The sequence below is a fragment of the Paenibacillus sp. V4I3 genome (assembly GCF_030817215.1).
GTDB lineage: Bacteria > Bacillota > Bacilli > Paenibacillales > NBRC-103111 > Paenibacillus_E.
This window is the reverse complement of sequence record NZ_JAUSZA010000001.1, coordinates 7,218,972-7,242,293: the sequence shown is the minus strand read 5'-3', so window position 1 is coordinate 7,242,293 and position 23,322 is coordinate 7,218,972. Positions and strand designations below refer to the sequence as shown.

Below are 23,322 nucleotides of genomic sequence, written 5' to 3'. Positions count from 1 at the left end.
GCTCTCCTCCTTTCAATCAGAATATGCCGGAATGCCCAGCCCTTTTTGCTATATAATTGGTTGTAAAAACGAGAATGACACCGATGATGGCTTTAAACAGCCCAACTGCCGCACTGTAGCTGAAAGCGCCCTGAATGATCCCCGCTGTGTAAACATAAGTGTCAAACACCTCAGCAACCGGCCTATTTAGCGGGTTAATCATTAATAAAACTTGTTCAAATCCACGGTCCATAAAGTGACCCATTCGCAAAATCAGCACGACAATGATCGTTCCCTGAATAGCTGGCAGCGTAATGTGCCAAAGCTGGCGAAACCGGTTTGCTCCATCGACGATGGCCGCTTCATACTGCTCTTGATCCACCCCCGCAAGCGCTGCAAGGAAGATGATCGTTCCCCAACCCATCTCTTTCCAAATACTCTGAGTGATAATCATGGGACGAAACCAGTTTTCATTTGTCAGAAAGTCGATTTTATACCCGAATAACTTAAGCATCATTTCATTGATGACTCCACCTTCTGTCGTCAAAAGAAGATAGGAAATACTTGCAACAATAACCATCGAAATAAAATGCGGGATATAAATCAGTGATTGGATAAAGCGTTTGTAAAAAGATTTGCGGACTTCGTTTAACAATATGGCCAGTATAATTGGGGCCGGGAAGAAAAACACCATATCGTACAAACCAAGCAAAAGCGTATTGCGTATCAATCTGAAAAATACGGGATCTTGAAAAAATTGCTTAAAATTATCTAGTCCGACCCACTCGCTTTTAAAAAAACCGACGTAAGGCTGATAGTTTTTGAAGGCAAGGAGGACCCCCCACATCGGAACATATTTAAAAATAATAAAGTAGGCCAATCCCGGCAGAAGCAGCAGCAATAAATATTTATCTCTTAGAACTTTGCCTATTAGCGTATTGCGCTTGGAAGTTCTTACGGCGACAGGTGCTATGTGCTGTTCAGTACCTGATGTTTTGATCATATTTTCACTCCTTCGCAATTGAATTGAAATTTTAGCTTATGGCTTTGTAAGTTAAACACTATAAGATTCAAATATTTCTGACAATAACACTATTTTGAAACCGCTTTCTTAGAAAAGTATGAACTTAGAAAAAAAGTGCTATCACCGTAGGTAAATAGAAAACCGGATGCCACGGCAGCCGGTTCTATTGCAGTATGAATTGTTTGAACATTCCTTTACGGGGTTTGTGAAATGTCTTTCAACCATTTGTACTTTAGAAGCGAAGAGAGGAATACTAATGCCAGCCCCTGTCCCCAGCCTTGAATCCGTTCATTGGCGACCCCTTTGTAGCCATTAGCGTCTTTCATTACAGCCGTTCCAGCCGAAACGTCCAGAACTGTACCGTTATTCGAAATTTTCGATAATACGGCAGGCACGGCCTTCTGAATATACTTATTGTACATAGGGGCGCCGATGGCTTCGTTATATCGAATCAATCCGGCGGCAAGACCCGCAGAGCCCGATGTTTCCTCATAAGAGGTCGGATCGTTTAACACGGTGTGCCAGAGCCCATGATCAGATTGGAGTCGGACGATGCTGCTAAGTTGATCACGCAGCGAATCGTACATTTTCATATATGACGGATGTGTGACTTCTACGATATGTAACGCTTCCGACATCGTATAAGCTGCCCATGAATTGCCACGCGCCCAATAGACAGCGGACATGTTGTTCTGGGCGATATGATCCCAACCGTGAACATATAGATTTGTTTCACGATCCTGCAAGAAGCGCTCATGTGCATGGTACTGCAGTAAGCCATCCTCCAGCCAATCGTTTCTTTCAAGTAAAGTGCCAATGCGGATCAGAAAATATCCGGCCATAAACATCGTATCAACCCAAGCCTGCTGTGGGAAATCGTAATTTTGCGATACGGTGTGCTGAAACACGCCATCCGCGAATCGTATCGCATCCGTTCTCAAGAACTCCGCCATTTGGACCGCAATATCCAGATAACGTTCCGATTTGGTTTGATCGTACAGTGTAAGTAATGTATGACCAATGGATACAGCGTTGACGGTTAGCCTAGGAATACCGTCCTCCAACTGCTCATCGATCCACGCTTGCAATTGATCCAAATACTTTGATTCGCCAGTAGCCAGATAAGCTTGGCCTACGCCGTAGAAAGCGACTCCGGCAGGCCAATCCCATGTCATATCCATCTGAAACGTTCTGGTTACTAGTTGGTCGATGGCTTGTTTAATATCCGTTTCATTGATCGTTACGTATTTCAAAACAGTTCCTCCTCGAACATTGAAATTTGAAATCTTAGACTGCATCGATTATTTTTTCTGATTCGCGGCATAGGAAGCGCTCAGATATTCAGCATTCAGCTCCGTCGGCAGCTCGTTCCCAATTAGCTCCAGGCACATGATCGCATTCAAGGACCATTGCGACGTTACATTTGTTGTGATGCTCGGCAGCTCTTGAATAGGTCGGACATATGCGTGCTCTGGCACTCGATAGGTTCGCGTCGCGTCCTCGCTGCCCCCCGGCAGACGATTCTCCAGCATGATCCGCCATGTTATCGCAGCCAGAGCAGCATTACTGCGTCGGTTGGCTGCGTAAGCCGCCATCGATGCCGCAAACATCGGCCAGCTGAATTTATTATGATCGATGACCCCATTCGTTCGGGTTAACTTTTCCTCAGGTTCTAGGTAATAAAATTCCCCAAACTCTACGAGCATGTCATCCCATTCAGGATCGGAAAGCAGTTGTGAAAGCTCTATCCACACTTGCGGCGCGCCGAAGGAAATGACCATATGATATCCGTAGTTACCGTCGCCGATATGGGTAAGAATCCCAGTGTTCGGATCGTATCCGAATGTCGTGCCTGATAAGAGCCGGAACGGTGCAGCCTTCAAATTCTTAATCCCTTGCAGGATCTTATCTCGGTATTTCGAATTCTCAAAGCGTTCCCATTGCGACATCCAATTCGAGCTGAAGGCTGCCCAGTCCGGACCGCTCCTCACGTGGGTAGGATGCTCGTCCTTAGGGAAATAGGCTCTCATCGGATCGATTCCGACAGTGGCGAAATCAGCATCGGCCACTTCCGCCAAAATATCTCCAATACGTTCATCTGCAGTCAAGAAGTAATAGTAACGGTGCAAACCCGCCATTGCGATGCGAGCTTCCTTGCATCCGCAACCCCAGTGCACAACATTATGCCTAGACCCGAGCCCGGCATATTCTCCGGAATGATAGACATCCACTTCACTCGTATGACGCGTCATGGCCTCCGCCATACGGAACAAATCTGCACGCCCCGACCGCAAGAACGAGAGCCAAAGCCAGATGTTCGGCACAAGCTCGGTGTTCTGCCAGGCAAACCCGCCTACGTCGTACCTCCATTCATGACGTACGGCATCGTACGTATGCATGAAATCTCCATAATCCCAGAAACCGTACCACCGCCGCTCCTCAACCTCTTGCTTGTAGAAGCTCAAACAGGCGTCGAGTTGATCTTCGATCCAAACTTTAGCAGGCGTGCTGCGGTCAGGCAAGCTCCAGATACCGAATACGTTCGTATCATGATAACGTGCAGGCTCACATAAGAGCTGCGGCGGGGTTTGAACATGGCTAACCATGTTTGCAAGGTCGGCAGCAGGGGGTGTCCCATCGCAGCACCACAGCATAAGCTCGTTCGTATTTCCGATTCCGTATGGTGTACTGCGCAGCTCTTCCGATCCCTCATAGGCGGATTCCACGTATGTTGTCGTATCGTAATGACGCATATCCATAGCTGCCGCGTCCGGCGACCAGAACCAGAGTGTGAGCTTGGCTTCATTTTTCGTCATACCGGTTACTTCCAAAGACGATGGATGCTTCTGCCAAAAATTGCGCAGCCCTGCTGCAAGCCCGCCGTGAGTGTCTCCGGCATATACGAGCCCTTTCGCACGGTTACCGCTGACGGCCTTTACGGGGCTGCATTCCTCATATGTTTGCTTGACGACAGAATAGGAGTCGGCGGAAAGCTGCGTCAACTTAAAGCTGTCCCAGGCAGCGGAATCATCAAGCAGCGCTTTGAATTTCGCATCTTTCTCATGATCAAATGTAATCGCTTCTCCAGCTTGCTGACGCCAGAACATGTCCATGTAGATGCCCTTCGTCCGCCATGTCGACAAATGCCGGGGCGATTCACTGAAAAAGCCAGTATCGCCCGCAAAACGAACGTACCTGTTATAAAGGGGGGCTTTCAGCGGCAAAGCAAAAGAGATGCCAAGCCCTTTCACGAAGTCCTCCTGTGGATCTCCATTGAACAATGAGGTGTGGACAATCCGAATCGATGCTTGGCTTGCATAGAAATACAGACGCAGCCGGAAGGGGAGCCAAGAACGATCGGCCTCCTTGGAGATATGCTCGCCCTCCACCATGAGTACGACCCGTGAGGGGCCATCCTGTTCGATCGTTACGGATGTAACCTCGCCACAAAACGATTCTTCCTGGTAAAGACGCCCTCTCGATGTCGTTCGTCGTTCTTCGCGAATACAGACGAGTGAACCATTCGAGCTGATCAGCTTCTCCCCGTGATATAGAGCGCGGATGAATGACTTTCCTTGTTTTCCGACGATACACCGGATGACTCCGGTATCGACGGTCACTTCATCAGCCGATTGAGTAACCTTCATAGGGGATTTCGCGTGGATCGCTAGAGACTGTTCATCGGCGGCTTGTAGTATATAGCCTTCACTTTCAGGCTTATCGAACGATGCGGCGTGCGCTGTCCATTTCACGCTGCCGTCAGGCCAATAAGCGGTTGGCCAGCTTTGAAGCGCGAGCGGGTTTCCTGACGGATCAATAAGGGTGAAAGTGCCAGCTTGCGACCGATTCAATTCACCTATGTGCCAAGGTACTCCCCATGTAACACCGCAAGAGTTTGGAAGTTCTTCCTCCAACCAATGCACGCGGAGTTGCTTTTTCTCTCCCATGTTTTCTTTACCCCTCTCCGAATTGTTTAGGTCTTGGTTCAAGATTAGTATCTATGGGAATTTCCTTCAACCACACTTTTAAATTCTATATTATGAGGGGAGAATTCACTTTTTTCAGGGAATAGGACTTTTTTGCAACTGCAAAAAAACCAAACCGCCATTACTGGCGGTTTGGGGCATGGGGCTATTAATTCCGGTTTAATTCCCGATATTGGCTTGGCGTTATGCCTTCTTGTTTCTTAAAGATCCGGTTAAAATAGCTGGGCTGATATCCAGCCTTTTCGGCGATATCGTTGATTTTCATATCCGTATCACGCAAAAGCTCCTTCGCCTTTTCAATGCGCAGCTCGGTTAAATAGTCAATAAAATTTTTACCGCTGACCTGCTTGAACGCTTTGCTTAACGCAACCGTATTCGTGCCTGCGTAGTCGGCGCAGCTGTCCAGAGATATTTCTTTCATGTAATTGTTCTGCAGATAAATCATCGCAGTTTCCACAGTCCTTTTCACTTCCACGTCGGAACGTGACTCCAGTTCTTGCATGAAGGGGCCTACTACTTTGTCGTGGAACCAAGCAATCATTTTCTGTGGCTCTCCGAACTGCATCAATTGCTCGTACAAATTTGCCGATTTGAAAATGCGATTCGGATCCATACCTGTAAGCCGAATGGCATGCAGGATGCTGCCGAGCAATTGGAGCATTCCTTGCTGAATGTCGATCACCTTGGCTCCGCGTTCAAGCAGTTCTTCCAAGAAAGCCTGAATGAGCTGCTTTGCTTCTTCAATCTGCCCGGTTCGAATCGCTTGAATGATCTCTCTTTCGAGTGCAAATGGATAATGAATCTCGTGGTTCTCTTTATCATACTCATCCAGAGATTCCAGATCGATAATTTGGTTCCGGCTTTCGAAACGGCGCAAGCTTGACGCCTGCATCGCTTCTTCGAAGCGGGAGGGCACATGAACGACGGACAAAGCGAGACTGCCTATCGTGACTGATACGTACATGTTGAGCACGTGATGAATCCCATGAGTCAGTTCTTGACTAAAGGCTCTGATCGCTTCCTTCTGTTCGGTTTCTTCCGGAACGATGATGAGGAGACCGACAGACAAATCGTGGAAATTCATCACTTCTGATTGCTCGAAATGGCTCGATGCGAGCTCCATCGTAATATTGGCAGCAACGAAAGTGACGAGTCCTTCATCGCCAGACGAGAAGCGTCCTTCCAAGTTTTCAAATCCGCTTAATTGGATGTACAACACGGCGTATTGCCGATTATCCACCGACCAGCCGAAATTGCGCATCCTCTCAAGAAGAGCTTGCTCAGAGTAGGAATAGAGATACCCTTGGACAAGTTGAAGCAAGAAGCCCTCCTTGAGGTGAGGAAGCTGCTGCTCCAACTTATTCTGAAGCGTCATGCTTTCTCTAGTCAGATGCAGCCATTCTTTCTCAATAATCTTAAAATCATCATTTTGTTCTTTCCCCAATGCCGATAAAGCCGTATTTCCCGTCAGCAAGCTGACTAACTGGGCGATAGGTGAATAGATACGCCGTGAAGCCAGCCAAGATAACACGAACGCGAGCAGCAGCATCCCAATGCTTAACGTCAAGATCAATTGAGAAATAAAAACGACCGGCCTTGTAATCGCGCTGATCGGCGATGCAGAGACGTATGTCCATTCGGTATCGATGCGAGACATCGTGCCGAAGGATACGGTGTATGTCGTTTGGTTCCAATCGAATAGGAATGAGCCTGATCTGGTCTTGCTGGCAAGAACCTCTCTCGTAATAGCTTCATCAAGCTGCGACGCTGGCTTTTTCCCTGAGCTAGACAGCAGTAGATCCCCATTTTCCTCCAACAGGAACGTACCCCCGTCGCCGTAAGGGGCCAACGTTTGCAGCAGTTTGGCGACCTTCGTCGTGTCAATCCGAACGGCAATGATGCCAAAAGGGTTCTCATCGGCTTCAGGTATTTTTATCATTAAAGATAATGAATTATCACTGGGAGAACCGGACTCAGACGTATGCTGCGACCAAAACACTTTCTTATCATGCGCGAGCAATTGCCTGTATCCGTCGATCTGCACAGCATTCGTTAATGCCTCGTATTGTGGATGGAACCTCACAGGGGCTGGCCCTTCCAAGAACAGCTCAACTTTCTTAGCCAGTGGATTGGAACCCTGCATAATGCTTAACGTTTGTGTGATGTTGCGAGCAATCTCGAAATCGCGCGATAAGCTTATGTTCGACAATGAGTAACCGAAATTTGCATCGAATGCCCAATGCATAACCGACGTCTCCAAGTAAGAGAACTGCTCGTCAATATTGGCTGCTCTTAGTTGAATCTGCTTATTGTGCATCTGAAGCAGCTCGTTCTCAAGACGCTCGCCGGCAAGCCAATAAATCACGCCGCCGAAGATAAGTCCGGGAATACTGGAGATGATCAGAATTAAAATCCAATTGTCTCGGAAGCGCTTACTTCTGAACACGTTTAATTCCCCCTGATTTCTTCTTTTAAACCTGTATGGAAATGGATAATTTGCAGCTGTAACCCTTCATCGATATAAGGTTTCTTCTTATAATATACCATGTGAATGGTCAATCGAGAATTCTTCAACCACAGTTAAAGCAGAAGGTAAGAGTAGGCCGCACTCAGCTTAGTTGGCTTGGCCAAAGAACTAAGCTGGTGCGGTCTTTTTCTGCGCCTAGAAGTTTTAAATATTCCTGTTCGGGCGCTTCTGAGATGCGTACACCGTTCCAGGTTTCGATGACGATTTTTCGTAGTTGATGTTGTTTAAGGAACTGGCGAAACATACTTTTTAACTCGTGGACGATGGTCATCTGATCGTCGTTTTGGTTCGTTGTTGGTGCAATATGATAAATCCGCTTGCCATTATTCTCGATCCAATACAACCATTCACTGCTTTTCAGGGCTAAGTAATTGCCGCTTTTGCGTGAAAATGAAATGTTTGAAACCTCTGGCCATGGGACAATCAGTCCAAAGGGATTCGCCGGATCAACAGCACTTAATAGCGTGAATTTATGTTGACTCGCAGAAGCGTTACCTGTTTGTTGGTACAAGAGAGTGATGAATTCTTTGGATGCGAACTGCAGAGCATGTAAATCGGTAATGAATAGCCCGCGGACAACAAGACCCCACTCTTCCAACTGACGGAGCGCTGTCTGAATGGCTTCCCATGGAAACGGACACAGAGCAGAGACGAGATCTTTGGTGATGATGCCAAAACGCTCGAGCAGATGATGCGTCCACTGCATGGCGGACGATTGCCTATCGAAGGCAGGGCTAAGCAGCGAATCGAGAGGATACCAACGACCAAGGCCTGACTGGAACTTATCCGGTTTCTTAGAAGCTCCTGCGGCATGTAGTCGAAGCGGAGCGAATTGGTCGTTGGCGACCTGTCCATCCCACACTAAATGCAGCAGCTCCTCTAACAAGGAAGATGGAGCTCGCCCTGTTTCAATACCCAGCTTGCTCAGAAAGATGGCCCCTTTTTCCTGCAAAAGGCTAAGGAGCTCAGGGTGTGAGGCTGGTCTTTGGTTGGCTACAGCGAGGCAGGGCTCATATAGCGAACTGCTTTCTGCCAGAAAGAAGGCAATGCGGCCTTCTTTTTCGTCGGGCTCTTTGCGGCCTATCCAGACGATTTGACCTGAGGAGCATAGGGTGTCTAGGTCCTGTTTGCGGTACGATAGCTGACGCGTCGGAAATAAGACAGACTCCCAAAGTGAGACGGGCAGGAAGAAGCCTTGCAAATCTTCAATAATTTCGCGAAGATGTTCCATTCCAGGATCGTCAGTTCTATCTGCGAGTTTGCGCCTAAGCGGCATATGCGTCATATAAGTGAAAGGGGATACGGCCTCGCCACTACGTCGATAGGACTGAAGGGACAGACGAATTAATCGGGAAGCTACCTTACTGCTCGTCCACAGCTCTTCGATTTCTGGATCGGCAAAAGGTGCGATAGTTAACGTATTGGATTGAACAGCGCTTTGAACCCAAACGGCTGCAATTGCAGGTTCCACCTCAAAGCGGGCTGCCAACTCTTCTGTTGTGAAAGAGAGCTTCCCGTCAGCAAATCTTTGAAATACAAACGATTTGGCAACCATAGAATCCGAGAGTGAAGAATAGAACTCTAATTCATCACTGCAGATATATCGGGTCTCTTTCGTAAAGAAGGCTGTTGCTGTCTTGCCTTGCCCAAGGAGATCATTGATCCATGCTGTAACGATTGTAGGGGAGGCTGAACTAGCCTTGACGAGTTCATCCAAAGAGGAATCACCACGTTCTTTCAAATAACGAAACAACTCTTGTGCAGAGGCTAGCGGTTCATCCGTCAGGGCGAGTTTATGTTTCTCTGCCTCGATGACTTGAGGACTAACGGCGCTGCGGATTGCCTCAGATCCGAAAATATCGGCTGCCATTTGACGGCTAAAGCCAAGTAATTCAACCTGTAAATCCTGCGTTAACGCATCGGATTCATATAATTTCTGCGACACGTAGTCGAACTTGAATTGCGCAGCGAGCGGCGATGGGAAATGGTTGCGATGAACGGCAAATTGGATATTTCCTGAATGAATAGCTTCTAAAATGCGCTGAAGATGCTGGATATCGACATGCTCCTCCAGGCATTCTCGCATAGCTTCCTGAAACAAAGGAAAGCGTTCTTTGAATGGAAGAGCTTCCTTCATGAGTTCTTGTCCACGCAGTCGCTTAATCCAAGCGGGGATACGTGTGAAGCTGCGGGAAAGAAGCAAGGATGTTTCTGCCAGACGTTGGAAAGCAGCACCAAACATACCGGATTCGGCTACAGCTTCAATGATGAACTGTTCTGCTTCTATAGAAGAGATGGACATGATGGCATGCAAAATCGATTCCTGGAAGCTGGGGAAAATGAGCTCGATGCCATTGTCTTTCGCATTGGTATAGATAGCGGTTAGCCCTTTTTGTTTAAGGTGCCGATCAATGGCCATTAACCAAGTACGGTTCAGTTTGCGACCGAATAGGCTGTGCAAAATATAGTGTGTTTGATTGTTTTCATCGGCAAAGGTTTCTATGACAACCGTTGTATCTGTTGGGACTGTATTTACAGCGATTTGATTGCGAACGATACCGATGAGAGCTTGGCTAGCCTCCGAATCAAAGTGAAAATGATCCATGAGCCAGTCTTGGACGTCAAGATCAGCTTGAGTGTGAGGAAATGGCTGCAAACGATCGCGCAGCTCTCGCCATAATTGACCCGTTTGAACGCCGAGCTCAAACGACTTTCCGCCGGTTTCCCCACGCCAGAAGGGGACTTCGCTGTAACGGTTGTCGGCTTCCTGGACATAAATGCGCTCTGGACGCTTGCGGACGATGCGCCAAGAAGCCGTGCCCAATTGAAACACGTCGCCGACGGACGATTCGTGGATGAACTCTTCATCCAGCTCACCAAGGTGAAGTCCGGTTTCGTTATGATGCACGGGATATGCCGTGCTCTGAGGGATTGTGCCCGCGCCAGTGAGCGCGGCCATCTGTGTGGCCGCCAACCGTTCTAAGCGGCCGGTTTCACGATCCCATGCGATGAGCGGACGCACGAAGGGGTATAGCCCTGCGAGCACCTCGAGCATTGCGAGCCAGCGCTCGCGCGGCATCTCGCGGAAGGAGTCGCTCTGCGCGAGCAGGCGCTCTAGGCGCGGCACATCCAGCTCGTCGCCCATGGCTGCCATGGCGACGAGCTGCTGTGCGAGAACATCCAGGCTGCCCCGCGGGATGCGGATGGCCTCGATGTCGCGCGCCGCGATCCGCCGGCTGAGCACGGCCAGCTCCGGCAGCAGACTGCGGCTGCGCGCTAGCAGCACGCCGCGGCTGACGCTGCCGACGGCGTGGCCGGCCCGGCCGATCCGCTGGATGCCTGCGGCAGCGGTGAAAGGCGAGTCGATCTGGATCACCAGATCGACATGGCCGACGTCGATGCCGAGCTCCAGCGACGACGTGGCAACCAGGCAGCGAAGCTCGCCGGCCTTGAGTAAGCGCTCGACCTCGAGCCGCTTCTCGCGGGCAACGCTGCCGTGGTGGCTACTCGCGATCTCATGACCGACATAGTCATTGAGTCGCAAGGTCAGGCGTTCGCAAAGCCTACGGCTATTTGCGAAGATAAGCACTGTGCTGCAGCCTTCCATGAGCTGCAGCAGGCGCTCGACAAGAGGCGTCCATATCGCCTCTTGATCAGCCCCAGCCTGCGCAGGTTCCGGCATCGTCACCTGAAGTGCGTACTGTTTCTCGGCTTTACTCTCGATAATAGCTACATGCCGCGGCTGGTCAGCTTCCCAGCCGCCAAGATACCGAGCGACCCGCTCGATAGGCTTTTGCGTGGCTGACACGCCGATCCGCTGGACAGATCGGCCGCACCACGCGTTCAGCCGTTCCAGCGTGAGCGACAAGTGCATACCGCGCTTGTCCGCTGCCAGATCGTGGATTTCGTCGACGACGATCTGTTCCACGCTCTTTAGCATTTCTCTCGCACGCGGGGAAGTAAGCAGCAAATACAACGATTCTGGTGTGGTCACCAGCAGATCTGGCGGGTGCTTCAGCATCGATGCCCGAGTGCTTTGTTTGGTATCGCCGGTACGAACCCCAATCGTGAGTCCCCTCCAGGCGTTTTCCTTTTCGAATGAGGAAGCTGTCTCCTCTATTTCTGCCATAAAATGAATCAAATGATCATGAATATCGTTATTCAGCGCTTTGAGTGGTGTCACGACAAGCACGCGAACACCTGCTGAGTAAATTTCCTCAAGTTCTTGCTTCTTTTTAAGAACTCCGTCCAAACAAGGCAGTAAAGCTGCCAGTGTTTTACCTGAGCCTGTCGGGGAAGAGATGAGAGTGTGTGTGCCAGAACGTATTTGTTTCCACGCCTGCTTCTGAACATCCGTAGGTTCACCGAAACGAGAAGCAAACCAAGCCCTCAGAATGGGATGAAAATGAGATAGATCCAGCGCTATTTCCGTCATTACCTTCGCTCCCTTGCTCACAATTTCTTCCAACATAGCATATTGTGAGGGTCACCGCCAGCGATACAGAATATGACAGTTATGAATAGCAATGGACCTCTGTTTTTCATACGTATTTTCCGCATGTACCCCGTTCCCCCTTTTTGGATGTCCCATATTATACAGCATCCAATTATTAAGGGGGGTGCAAGCTCTTTGAAAAAATTAATCGCTAGACGAAGGCGCATGGGTGTAAGGAAGCCGTTACTAAATCCACGAGTCGCTGCTGCAAGGAAATTCCCAGTCCCTAATAATGATGTAATTATCGTCTGCATTAGTGGTTTTCGTGGTGGTACTAAAAATGGTATGACCAGATTACGGGATACATTGAGAAACAGGCTTAGATCAGCTTATGGAGTTAATCCTGATAACATATTTCATAGAAGTTGGAATATCAATCATAGTAATGATCCTCTGTTTTTTCCTTTGGTTAACGATCTGATTTGGGAAATCAATAGAAGAAATTCGAACCCAAGCTATTTGGCTATCATTGGTCATTCCTTTGGTGGTTGGGCCGCTTGTAGATTATCGAAAGTAACAAATAAAACTCCAAATTTTATAGGACTCGTTGATCCTGTATTTGGTATTAGTAATACTTTGATGAAACCTAGGGATGTGCCCCGAGGGAGCGTAATTACGAATTGGTTTCAAGATAATGGCATCAGTATCCCTAGCATGTGTCTTGATAAGACTAGACCGTGCACGCCTCTAGTAAATGGGATTTCCTGTGGTTTTCAAGACGTCCCGGGAGCGGTACGTAAACCTGTAGAGTTTCTGCGAACTGCTGGTGGGACAATAAGAACGGTGAATTGTTTAGGTCAAGGCCGAGTTCGCCTTCGTGCTTCACATGTTACGATTGACGATGATGCTCATATTCACCGCCTTATTTTCAATCAGATTAACAATGATCTAAGTAAGATAATAAAAAAATAATGCCTAAGCACTTCTTTTCTCGGGGGGGGGCTTCTTTATCCTGTTTCTTTTGATAAAGAAAAAATGTTGGAAAATAAAAGCGCACCCTCCTAAAAATAACCATTCAAACGAATTCTTCTGATACATATAGAATTCAAGTGAAAAAGGAGAGTGTGTAAAAGCGTGACGTTCAAAAAAATAATCGCGACAGGTCTTGCTTTCATTATGATCATGGGAAGCGGCACAGCCGTTCTAGCCAAAGACAATGGAAATAAAAAAGATGACAGTAAGGTTGAGATTCATCTTACCTTTGACGATTTGCAAACGGCAGAATGGGCAATACGCTATATCGCGAGCTTAGCATCGAAGCGTGTGTTTGAAGGGTACGAGGATGGTACCTTTAAACCTCATAATACGGTTTCCCGCATTGAAGCGATTACGGCTGCCGTTCGTCTGATGGGACTTCGCAGCCAAGCAGAATCATCAGCAGAAATGAGCACTCATCTGAATTTTAAAGATGCGGATAAAGTTCCTTCTTGGGCTGTCGGTTATGTAGCTGTAGCATTAGAAAATGATTTGTTTTCGGAAAATGACGACATGGTTCAGCCTCAAAAGGAAGGTGACCGGCTTTGGGCGACGACACTTTTAGTTAAAGCGTTGAAGTTGGATGCTCAGGCGAAGGCGAAAATGAACACGACGCTGCCATTTAAAGATGCGAAACAAATTCCTGCTGGCGCTGTGGGTTATGTAGCGGTTGCCATCGAGAAAGGTTTGGTCGATGGTTTCGAAGACAACACGTTTAGGCCTAATCAACCGGTAACACGGGCTCAGCTCGCAGCTTTGCTTGATCGTACGGGCGGTCAATTGCCAGACCAAGGGAATAACACGATGAATGGAACTGTAAGCAGGGTTGTTACCAACAATACGCTTAGTATCACGAGTTCAGGCACAACATCAACCTATCCGCTGCATCCAGACGTTTTCATTTATCGGAACGGGGCCAAAGTAAACGCATCTGCTTTGCAAGTTGGGGACGTAGTGAAAGTACGCACATTTAATGGTCAAATTGTATTCATCGAAGTGACCAATGCCGTGCAATCGATTATCTACAGCGGCACTGTAAGTGCGGCAGTTACGAATAATACATTGACGCTAACCAAATCTGGAGCTACCTCTACACTACCGCTTCATCCGGATGTCGTCGTTTATCGTAACGGCATTAAAGTGAGTGCGTATGACCTAAAAGTTGGTGACGAAGTTAACATTCGCACTTCGGATAATAAGGTCATCTACATCGAAGTCACCAAATCGATTGTACCTATTTCAAGCAGCGGAACAGTTAGCGCGACCGTTAGTAACAATGTGCTGAAGCTTACGAAATCGGGAGTTACAACTTCATACACCCTACACCCAGATGTGGTCATTTATCGGAATGGCGTGAAAGTCAATGCTTCCTCCCTGCTGGTTGGCGATGAGGTGAATGTTCGCACATCCGACAATAAAGTCATTTTCATTGAAGTAACACAAACGGCACAAGCCATTACAAATAGCGGTACAGTTAGCGCAGTTGTTAGCAATAACGTGCTTAAGCTGCAGAAGTCAGGTGTTACATTTGAGTTAACACTTCACGCGGATGTTATCGTCTATCGCAATGGGTTGAAAGTCAATGCATCAGATCTGAAAGTTGGAGACGAAGTCAATATTCGCACGACCGAAAATAAAGTCATTTATATTGAAGTGACCAAAATGGTTCAACCCATTACAAACAACGGTACGGTAAGCTCTCTGGTGAGCAACAATGAACTGAAACTCACGAAGTCGGGAGTTACAACCGTATTCACACTTCATCCGGATGTCGTTGTCTATCGAAATGGCGTGAAGGTCAGAGCTGTTGATTTAAAAGTAGGCGATGAAGTTGATATTCGCACCTCTGATAATAAAGTCATTTACATTGAAGTGACCAAAATGATCGATGCGAATTTACCATTTGAGCTTTTAGGAAAGTTAAAAGGAACTACCCTCAATGCCCAAGGTGAACTTGCAACGATTTCCATCACTCAAACCATTAATGGTAGGGAACAAACAACGATCTATCAGGTATCCTCAGGTGTCACGCTTTCCGGCAACTTGGCCTTATTTAAGGAAGGGAATCTAATACAGCTTAAAGGTGTTAATAGGCTCGTAACCTCCATTACGATCAAATAATATGCACAAAAGAAGCCCACATCATAATGGGGCTTCTTTTTTTAACATATAAGAATTTAATGTTTTGGGTTTGGGGTAAGCAAAGCTTACCCCTTATTTATTCAGGCGCACCTGATTAAGCTCGTTTTCCGAGCTTAATCAGCAAGGGCACGCGAGACGGTCTGCCGAGAAGTCAATTTCCGGCTTCTCGACTCTGTGGGCGGGCTTCGGCTCCGCAGAGCTCTCACTCTAAGCGCGGTTTTCGCGCTTAATTGTTCGGGCGAACCAGATTAAGCGCGTTTTCCGAGCTTAATCAGCATGGACGCGCAGGATGATCTGCTGAGAAGTCGATTTCGGGCTTCTCGGACTCTGTGGGCGGGCTTCGGCTCGCAGAGCTCTCACTCTAAGCGCGGTTTTCGCGCTTAATTGTTCGGGCGCTCCAGATTAAGCGCGTTTTCCGAGCTTAATCTGCATGGACGCGCGAGACAGTCTGCCGAGAAGCCGATTTCCGGCTTCTCAGACTCTGTCGACGAGCTTCAGCTCGTGCTATAAGTTTTATTAGATTGGAATGTTCAATCTATATATTGCGAAACTAATTGGCCCTTAAGAAGGACTATTAAGATTACGATATTCTTTTTACATGGAAGCACAACGAAAAAAGCCCTTCAATAATGGGCTAAGATAACAGCGATATCTCTATCATTAAATTGAAGGGTACCTTCTTCTGTTTTCGTAAAGAAATATCCTCTAGATTCAATATAATTACAGAGTCTAAGCAGAATTTTGGGATCTATGTTCAAAAGCGTTGAAAGTGAAAAAATGTTTTTTTGATCATTGGTTGCTTCAACCATTTAGCATAATTACCTCCTTAGAGTGAATTGTATATGTATCATAGTACATGCTTGAAGTCACTTGTTGTCGAAATGTCGGGTTAACAAAAATTTCAATATTTGGTGCTATATATGGCTTTTAACCATTCTGCCAAACATAAAAGCCCTTGAATCCTCCATAAGGAGGCTCAAAGGCTTACATGGATCCCTCTGCTGATGGAATCAGATCTTTAATTCCCCAAGCTTGATCAGTTCTACAACCGCTTGTGAACGACCCTTTACGTTCAGCTTTTGCATGACGTTAGAAATGTGATTTCTCACAGTCTTTTCGCTTATGAAAAGCTGCTGCGCGATATCTTTCGTGGTTTTGTCTTGTACTAAGAGTTCGAATACTTCTCTTTCGCGGTTAGTAAGTAGAAATTTGTTTTTGTGGTCGCTGCCCATGGATGTGTGTCACCCCTCCTTGCTCGGGTATTGGGAAATACAAGGTTTAGGGATACAGTCAAAATTAGTTTATGAAGGGCTGTTGTCAATGGTGCGGTATATGCTTAAAAATAGGCGATATCCGCTTTTGAGTTTCTTTCCGAGGCGTGGTAAGCTAAAATGAAGCATTTCTTTGAACAAAGGAGGCTCAAAAGATGTTCAAGCGTGATTATTTTATGCGGCAGATTGAGCAAATGACCGTGGTGCTGCATCGCATACTTTTTAATAAGGAACACATCCCTTTAGAAGATGCCCAGCAGCAGCTGGATGAAGCAAGTCGCCATCTATTGGGGTTGAATATTCGCTCTTTGCAAGCATTATCGAGTAAGGATATCCTTGAATTATTGTCCTATCATGGCAGCTTGGATACCGCCAAAGCACTGGTGCTTAGCGATATGTTTGTAGGACAAGGTGACCTGCTTCAGCGGCATGACCAGACTGATGAAGCTTATCATGCTTATCTGAAATCCGTTGATTTGCTGCTTCACCTTTCGCTCTCATCCGAAGTTGAACCTATGGATGAAGTGAACGATGAGATCAAGTCCCGTTTGAATCAGAGCTTGGAACGTCTTCAAGGATGGATCATCCCGGAGGAGATCAAGAGGCTTCTTTTCGCGCATTATGAAAAACAGGGCAATTACGCCAAAGTAGAGGATGTTTTATTCCACTATATGGAAGACCATCCGGGCCGATCCGTAATACTCGAACAAGGTGTAATCTTTTACGAGAAATTAATGGATATGGAAGAAGAACTCCTGCAAGCAGGCAATTTTAGCAAAGAAGAAGTGTTCGATGGTTTGCGTATTGTGAAGCAAAAATTGCAATCATTTGATATTCCTAACCTGTATAAATCGTAGAAATTGAAGGTGTGAAGAAATGGCTTGGTATCAGGAAAGTTTTGGGAATGATTATTTAATTGTTTATAAACACAGAGATTTGCAAGGTGCTTACCATGAAGTGAAGAAGATGATTGATTGGTTGGGACTGAAGCAAGGGGCCGAAGTGCTTGATTTATGCTGCGGGATGGGCCGCCACTCGATGGCGCTGGCTGAGTTCGGTTACGATGTAACGGGCGTGGATTTGTCCGAGGTGCTTTTGAATGAGGCGGTTAAGCTAGATGAAGGAAAGCAAGTAACATGGCTGCGCGGAGATATGCGTGAGGTACCTCTCGACCGGCAATACGATGCTGTCGTGAATTTGTTTACTTCGTTTGGCTATTTTGATGAGGATGAACAAAATGAGAAGGTGCTTCATGAAATTCATCGGCTTCTAAAAGAGGGCGGCCGTTTCATCATCGATTTCTTGAATCCGGTTTACGTTCAGTCGAATCTCGTTCCTCAATCGGAGCGAACGGAAGAAGATCTATTGATTCGTGAAGCAAGAACCATTGAAGATGGTTGTGTGCGTAAACGGATTGTGATTTCGCAAAAGGGTACGGCTGATCGGCATTATCTGGAGCAGGTTAAGTTGTATGATCGAACGGCGTTTGAAGCTATGCTGTTAAAAACTGGTTTACATATTGACCATGTATACGGTGAATATGATGGACAGGCTTATGATGCTGAAGCATCTAGCCGGTTAATTTTTGTGGGGCATAAGGAAGGATGAGTACTCGGAGATGAACATCGTGACTGAACATACGGATGAGATCACGCAAGTGAAAGTTCCGCTGCCCTTTCCTCTGCGGTGGGTGAATGCTTACCTCGTTCGAGGTAGCGACGGGTATACCGTGATTGATCCGGGGCTTCATACCCCGGATGCGGAAGCGCTCTGGGAGCAGGTGCTGCAGGAGCGCGGGATCGGTTTCAAGCACGTGGAACAGATCGTGCTCACCCACCACCATCCTGACCACTATGGGATGGCAGGTTGGTTCCAGGAGCGCACGGGCGCGCCGGTTCTCCTCTCGGAGACCGGACTAGCGCAGGTGCAGCTCCTGTGGGGCCCGGAGCAGCCGATGTCGGCGCTGCTCCTGACGCTCTTTGCCCGGCACGGCTTCCCGGAAGCCGGGCTGATCGAGATGACGAAGCACATGGTGAGCTTCGTCTCGCTGGTGTCGCCGCAGCCACTGATGACGACGGTGCTGCGTGAAGGGCCTGTGCGCCTCGGGGACCGCGTGTACGAAGCCATCGATACCCCCGGCCATGCCGCGGGTCATCTGTGCTTCTATGACGCCGCGGCGGAGGTGATCTTTTGCGGCGACCATGTGCTGCCGCAAATATCGCCGAACGTTTCCTTCCTCCCGCAGGTGGAAGAAAACCCGCTCGGCGCGTACCTCAGCAGCCTGCAGGAGATTGGCAGGCTGCCTGTGAAGATGGCTTACCCGGGGCACCGGGAGCCATGGTCCGGCTTTGGCGCACGCGCAGAGGAGCTTGTGCGCCATCATCATGAGCGGCTTGCGCTCATGGAGGGGCAGCTAAGCGCGCCGCTTAGCGCTTATGAGGTGTGCCGGGCGACGTTCGGCGACCGGCTGAGCATACATCAGATGAGGTTCGCGCTGTCGGAGACGATCGCTCACCTCATCCTGTTAGAAGTAGAAGGCCGGATCCAGCAGGTAGACCCAACCGCGGAGCTCATTCAATATATCGCGATATCGAAGTAGCAGCCGAAAAGCCTCCAACCACAGATTTAGTGGTTGGAGGCTTTATTACTTTCAGGGGAAGTGCATCGTCCAGTCCACTACATTTTGGGGAACTAGCATCCGTTATATTTGGAGAAACGCACGTATTTCTATTCTAGCGGAACCAGAATCCGCTATTTTTAGGAAATTCTACGTATCTCGATGGCTAACGGAACTAGAGGACGCTATTTCCAAGAAAATTAGGCTGTTCGGATGAAAAACAGTGAATTAGCGAATCCTCGTTCCTCTTACTCATAAAAATAGGCGTTTTACGGCAAATAAGGCTTTCACGTTCCGTTAATAGAGTTCCGACTAACACTAGTCAGTATCCTTGGCTATTGCTGAAGCCCGTCGCTCGATTCCTTACAAAACTAAATTCAATTCTCCCAACAACTCACCACTCTACGGCAACTCTTCAATAAAGCATTTTACTCACTTCAAAGGCTTACTATAGGTAGGAATATTATTATGCGCCAAACGGCCACAGGCGGCAGCTACGATTCCACATACCATATCATCGATAAATGTATTGCATTTTCCCTCGGAATGATCGCTATCGAGGTCTTTAATAATCCCGATTTTCTCTTTGTCAAGGTATCCGAAATTCGTGAGTGCAATGGTCCCATACATGAGTGGGACAGCTGTTGCTATACTTTCATCAACCCCAAAAAGCCCTTCGTCTTGTCCGACAATATGATTATATTGGGGGTTGAATTCTCCTGCTTCGACGGCTGTATCAATTTTGATCGCCAATTGAAGGGCGTGGAACGTTTGTTGTTTTCGTAATACGGCAAGCACATGCTCTTCACAAAGGCTGCGCTCCATATCCGGATTGTAGGGGCGTTGAAGCTGATCCAGAATATCCACCATATCCTCCAAAGCCACGCCTCTCGACTCGAACAGAGCCAGGTTACGCGCTGTATAGTCCTCTTTCACATTTTCAGAAATGATTGAACTTGCAGTTGATGCAACAATGGCACAGATCCCTTTGGAAATAAAAGATTTAGGACGTTTGGTCGGAAAGAAGAAACGGAATTTACAATCCATAAATCCAAAAAGAGAAATCGCCCCGCTGCCATATAGTCCGCAGATGGACATAGCAATGGTGCGATGAACATTATAGGCTGGGTCCTTCATGCTAGCTAGAAGCTCGGAATCATGTTTGACCTTCTTTTGGAGCTCCATGAGCGTGGACATAACGTTATAGGTTTCTGTTTTACTTAATACACCAAGTAGAGTCGTTGTGATCGTTTCATAGGGAATTTTCTTAATTCCTTTGATTTCGACGAGTAAGCGAGCAACGGCTTCTTCGATGACGGCTTGGGAATAGTGACTGAAAACCTCTTCACGGAATTCGTTGAAAATGTTTGCTTTTTCTTTAAGGAATGTTCTCATTGAAGCGCCTCCAAATTAGGTCAATTCTTTATTTTTGAGTATAGCATATCTTTAAAAGATGCCGAAGGAAGTTAACTCCCAAGATTTTACTTGTTGCTATGTCCAACGGGCGCAGGGTTTAAATCCAGGTGCATGACTTTTTTTCAAATTGGGACAAAAAGTAGTTATAAATCGGACAAAGCCTCGTATACATAATAATACGAAAAAGCAGTGTACAGGCCATGCAAAGAAAATACAGGGCAGATGCTTCTTGAGCAAGCTTCTGCAAAAACTTGGAGGAGGAAATAAGCTAATGAAACATCAACATTGGATTCGTTCAGCCGCTATCGCGGGGGTAATTGCCTTGCTGACCACGGGATGTTCGGTTCTTGGCACTGGGAAGAAAAGTGACATCGATGCACCTCCGACAACGGGTGCGGAAGCTGACGCGAAGACGACATCAGCAGCCGTTACGATCGATATGATCGAAGACAATTCATCACAGATGACGGTATATGTAAAAGATGCAAAAGGCTTCGTAGCTCCACTTAGTCTTGGATTACCAAAGACGGTGTCTGTCGCCAAAACGACTCTCGAGTACATGGTGGACGGAGGACCAGTTGCAAGTTTGCTTCCATCTGGTTTCCAAGCTCTGTTGCCTAAAGGTACGAAAGTCGTAAGCTTGAATGTTACTTCAGACAAGCGTGCCATTGTTGATTTCTCTAAGGAGTTCCTCAATTATGATGGGCCGAATGAGAGAAAGATTTTGGAGGCTATCACTTGGAACCTGACGAGCTTCCCAACCGTAGAGAAAGTGCAGCTGCGTGTAGATGGGAAAGATCTGAAGGAGATGCCGAAAGGGAAGACACCGCTGGATACTCCTCTTGCACGCTCTATGGGGATCAACATTGAGAAGGCTGAGGACGCTGAAATTTGGTCAATCCACACCGGTTACACTCTATTTCTTGAATCAAAATGATCAAAATTACAAATATTATGTACCTGTTACAAGGCTCGTCAAAAGGACGGATGATGTTGCGAAAGCGGTTGTCGAACAGTTGATCAAAGGGCCTGATCAGAAGAAGGGTCTGGCTGCTGTTCTGAATGCTACAACGGAAGTGAAGAGCATTAAGCCGGCGGATGGCGTTATAACGGTTGACTTCTCCAATAAATTCCTTGGTGCCGATCAGAAGGCATCCGCTGAGGCTATGCAGTCCGTTATTCTTTCATTGACCGAGAATACAAGCTTTAAACAAGTCCAAATTAAAGTGGATGGCGCTGTGAAGCCTGTAACTAAAACAGCTCATATTAATCCGGCTAAGCTTTAAGAAGCTTGCCCGGTTCTAACGACCTCTATGCAAAAACGCTGTCTTCAACAAGGCGCTTGCATAGGGGTTTTCTCAGCATTATAATCAATGTTCCGCATCATTGTTTTTGGCTTGGGATGCTTTTCGCTGGCTACTTTGTTACAATGGGGCGTAGGAACAAAGCTTCTGATGGAAGCAACAGGAGGAGAACAACATTTATGAGAATTGGCGGAAGAACGAATCAAGAACTGCGACCTATGAAAATAACCCCTCATTATATAAAACACGCGGAAGGCTCGGTGCTTATTGAGGTCGGGGATACCAAAGTGATTTGTACAGCGACGATTGAAGAGCGCGTCCCACCTTTTATGAAGGGTCAAGGGAAAGGATGGGTTACAGCCGAATATTCAATGCTGCCTCGTGCTACGCAGGTTAGAAATCAGCGTGAAGCTGCCAAAGGTAAGCTTGGTGGACGTACGATGGAGATTCAGCGTCTTATTGGCCGTGCGCTTCGTTCCGTGGTGAATTTGGAAGCATTAGGCGAAAGATCCATCACACTGGATTGCGACGTTATTCAAGCGGATGGCGGTACTCGTACTACGTCAATTACCGGCGCTTTTGTTGCTATGGCATTTGCCATCGATAAGCTGGCGACTGACAAAAAATTAGCTAAATTCCCGATTAACGACTTTCTGGCTTCTGTGAGTGTTGGTGTTATTGGCCAAACACCACGGCTGGATCTGAATTATGAAGAAGATTCACATGCTAAAGTAGATATGAACGTCGTGATGACGGGGCAGGGGCAATTCGTAGAAATCCAAGGAACGGGCGAGGATGCTCCTTTTTCCCGTAAGGAACTCGATGAATTGCTCGCTCTTGCTGAAACAGGCATCCATACGATGATTGAAGAGCAGTCCAAAGTATTAGGCCCGATCGCTGATCGCATTCGAGGTGTACATCATGCTGCTACAAAGTAATTTCGTCGTCATTGCGACGCGTAACGAAGGAAAAGTAAAAGAGTTTGAAAAGCTTTTTGGAGCAAAAGGCTACAAAGTTCGCTGCTTAACGGATTACACGGATCTTCCGGAAATCGTGGAGAGCGGAACGACGTTTGCAGAAAATGCACGGATTAAAGCACAGATTATTTCGGCACACCTCCATGTGCCGGTTCTTGCCGATGATTCAGGTTTGTGTGTGGCGGTTTTGAACGGTGAACCGGGTGTTTATTCAGCCAGGTACGCTGGAGAGAATGCTACGGATGCAGACAATAATGCTAAGCTGCTGCAAGCATTGAGCGAGGTAGGTTCAGTAGACGGATTGCCTGCCGACGCAGAGCACCCCAAGCTTCTTAGTGAAGCTTCCTTTGTCTGTGCGCTTACCCTCATCGATCCTGTAGCGAATGAAGTGATTGAAGCGGAGGACTCTTGCCGTGGTTACATCATTGGCGAAGAACGTGGCGAAAGCGGCTTCGGCTATGATCCGTTATTTTATATCCCTGCTCTTGGGAGAACGATGGCTGAATTAACGATGGAAGAGAAGAATGAGATGAGCCATCGAGCCAAAGCTTTGCGCATGTTTTTGGATAGACTTCCTGATCAGAACGGCTAATTTCATGAAGAAACCTG

The 23,322-nt window shown here is 47.4% G+C and carries 17 protein-coding genes; 9 read left to right on the top strand and 8 right to left on the bottom strand.

Annotated elements, in window-relative coordinates; genetic code table 11:
- Positions 1-16: 16 nt before the first annotated feature.
- From QFZ77_RS33150 to QFZ77_RS33130, 5 genes are all read right to left on the bottom strand, one after another.
- Positions 17-982 (bottom strand): ABC transporter permease, encoded by a 966-nt coding sequence (locus tag QFZ77_RS33150; RefSeq protein ID WP_307446815.1) that lies wholly within the window; start codon positions 980-982, stop codon positions 17-19.
- Positions 983-1,197: 215 nt separating this feature from the next.
- Entirely contained in the window at positions 1,198-2,301 is a 1,104-nt protein-coding gene (locus QFZ77_RS33145; protein ID WP_373462698.1) for a glycoside hydrolase family 88/105 protein, read from the bottom strand.
- A 3-nt stretch (positions 2,302-2,304) separates the two neighbouring features.
- Positions 2,305-4,950, bottom strand: a complete 2,646-nt coding sequence (locus tag QFZ77_RS33140) for an exo-rhamnogalacturonan lyase family protein (protein WP_307446810.1) — start codon at positions 4,948-4,950, stop codon at positions 2,305-2,307.
- A 187-nt stretch (positions 4,951-5,137) separates the two neighbouring features.
- Positions 5,138-7,435 (bottom strand): helix-turn-helix domain-containing protein, encoded by a 2,298-nt coding sequence (locus QFZ77_RS33135; protein ID WP_307446807.1) that lies wholly within the window; start codon positions 7,433-7,435, stop codon positions 5,138-5,140.
- Between the two features lie 163 nt (positions 7,436-7,598).
- Positions 7,599-11,951, bottom strand: coding sequence for a DEAD/DEAH box helicase (locus QFZ77_RS33130; protein WP_307446804.1), 4,353 nt, complete (start codon positions 11,949-11,951; stop codon positions 7,599-7,601).
- A 195-nt stretch (positions 11,952-12,146) separates the two neighbouring features.
- Between QFZ77_RS33130 and QFZ77_RS33125 the strand changes: the two genes are divergently transcribed.
- Entirely contained in the window at positions 12,147-12,923 is a 777-nt protein-coding gene (locus tag QFZ77_RS33125; RefSeq protein WP_307446801.1) for a hypothetical protein, read from the top strand.
- 162 nt (positions 12,924-13,085) lie between these two features.
- A complete protein-coding gene (locus QFZ77_RS33120) occupies positions 13,086-15,107 on the top strand; it encodes an S-layer homology domain-containing protein (protein WP_307446796.1) in 2,022 nt (673 codons plus the stop codon).
- A gap of 644 nt (positions 15,108-15,751) precedes the next feature.
- Here the strand turns inward: QFZ77_RS33120 and QFZ77_RS33115 are convergent.
- Positions 15,752-15,937, bottom strand: a complete 186-nt coding sequence (locus QFZ77_RS33115; protein WP_307446793.1) for a hypothetical protein — start codon at positions 15,935-15,937, stop codon at positions 15,752-15,754.
- Between the two features lie 201 nt (positions 15,938-16,138).
- The gene (locus tag QFZ77_RS33110) at positions 16,139-16,360 is read right to left on the bottom strand and encodes a helix-turn-helix domain-containing protein (RefSeq protein WP_028556998.1); all 222 of its coding nucleotides are present in this window, start codon (positions 16,358-16,360) and stop codon (positions 16,139-16,141) included.
- A gap of 194 nt (positions 16,361-16,554) precedes the next feature.
- On the opposite strand from QFZ77_RS33110, the gene QFZ77_RS33105 reads away from it, so the two are divergent.
- The 3 genes from QFZ77_RS33105 to QFZ77_RS33095 are packed head-to-tail and all read left to right on the top strand — an operon-like array spanning position 16,555 to position 18,998.
- Positions 16,555-17,256, top strand: a complete 702-nt coding sequence (locus tag QFZ77_RS33105) for a DUF6483 family protein (RefSeq protein ID WP_307446783.1) — start codon at positions 16,555-16,557, stop codon at positions 17,254-17,256.
- Between the two features lie 19 nt (positions 17,257-17,275).
- The gene (locus tag QFZ77_RS33100) at positions 17,276-18,007 is read left to right on the top strand and encodes a class I SAM-dependent methyltransferase (RefSeq protein WP_307446781.1); all 732 of its coding nucleotides are present in this window, start codon (positions 17,276-17,278) and stop codon (positions 18,005-18,007) included.
- 10 nt (positions 18,008-18,017) lie between these two features.
- On the top strand, positions 18,018-18,998 hold the full coding sequence (locus tag QFZ77_RS33095) for an MBL fold metallo-hydrolase (protein WP_307446778.1): 981 nt from the start codon (positions 18,018-18,020) through the stop codon (positions 18,996-18,998).
- Between the two features lie 450 nt (positions 18,999-19,448).
- On the opposite strand, the gene QFZ77_RS33090 is transcribed toward QFZ77_RS33095, so the two are convergent.
- Positions 19,449-20,411, bottom strand: a complete 963-nt coding sequence (locus tag QFZ77_RS33090) for a phosphatidylglycerophosphatase A family protein (RefSeq protein WP_171644827.1) — start codon at positions 20,409-20,411, stop codon at positions 19,449-19,451.
- Between the two features lie 292 nt (positions 20,412-20,703).
- Between QFZ77_RS33090 and QFZ77_RS33085 the strand changes: the two genes are divergently transcribed.
- The 4 genes from QFZ77_RS33085 to QFZ77_RS33070 all read left to right on the top strand — a co-directional run bounded on the left by QFZ77_RS33085 (position 20,704) and on the right by QFZ77_RS33070 (position 23,305).
- Complete coding sequence (locus QFZ77_RS33085) at positions 20,704-21,369, top strand: GerMN domain-containing protein (protein WP_307446776.1); 666 nt, start codon at positions 20,704-20,706, stop codon at positions 21,367-21,369.
- Complete coding sequence (locus tag QFZ77_RS33080; RefSeq protein ID WP_307446773.1) at positions 21,356-21,718, top strand: GerMN domain-containing protein; 363 nt, start codon at positions 21,356-21,358, stop codon at positions 21,716-21,718. The genes QFZ77_RS33085 and QFZ77_RS33080 overlap by 14 nt, the downstream gene beginning before the upstream one ends.
- 197 nt (positions 21,719-21,915) lie before the next feature.
- Positions 21,916-22,674, top strand: coding sequence for a ribonuclease PH (gene rph, locus QFZ77_RS33075; RefSeq protein ID WP_171644825.1), 759 nt, complete (start codon positions 21,916-21,918; stop codon positions 22,672-22,674).
- On the top strand, positions 22,658-23,305 hold the full coding sequence (locus QFZ77_RS33070) for an XTP/dITP diphosphatase (protein ID WP_307446769.1): 648 nt from the start codon (positions 22,658-22,660) through the stop codon (positions 23,303-23,305). Before rph ends, QFZ77_RS33070 begins: the two co-directional genes overlap by 17 nt.
- The last annotated feature ends 17 nt before the right edge of the window (positions 23,306-23,322 follow it).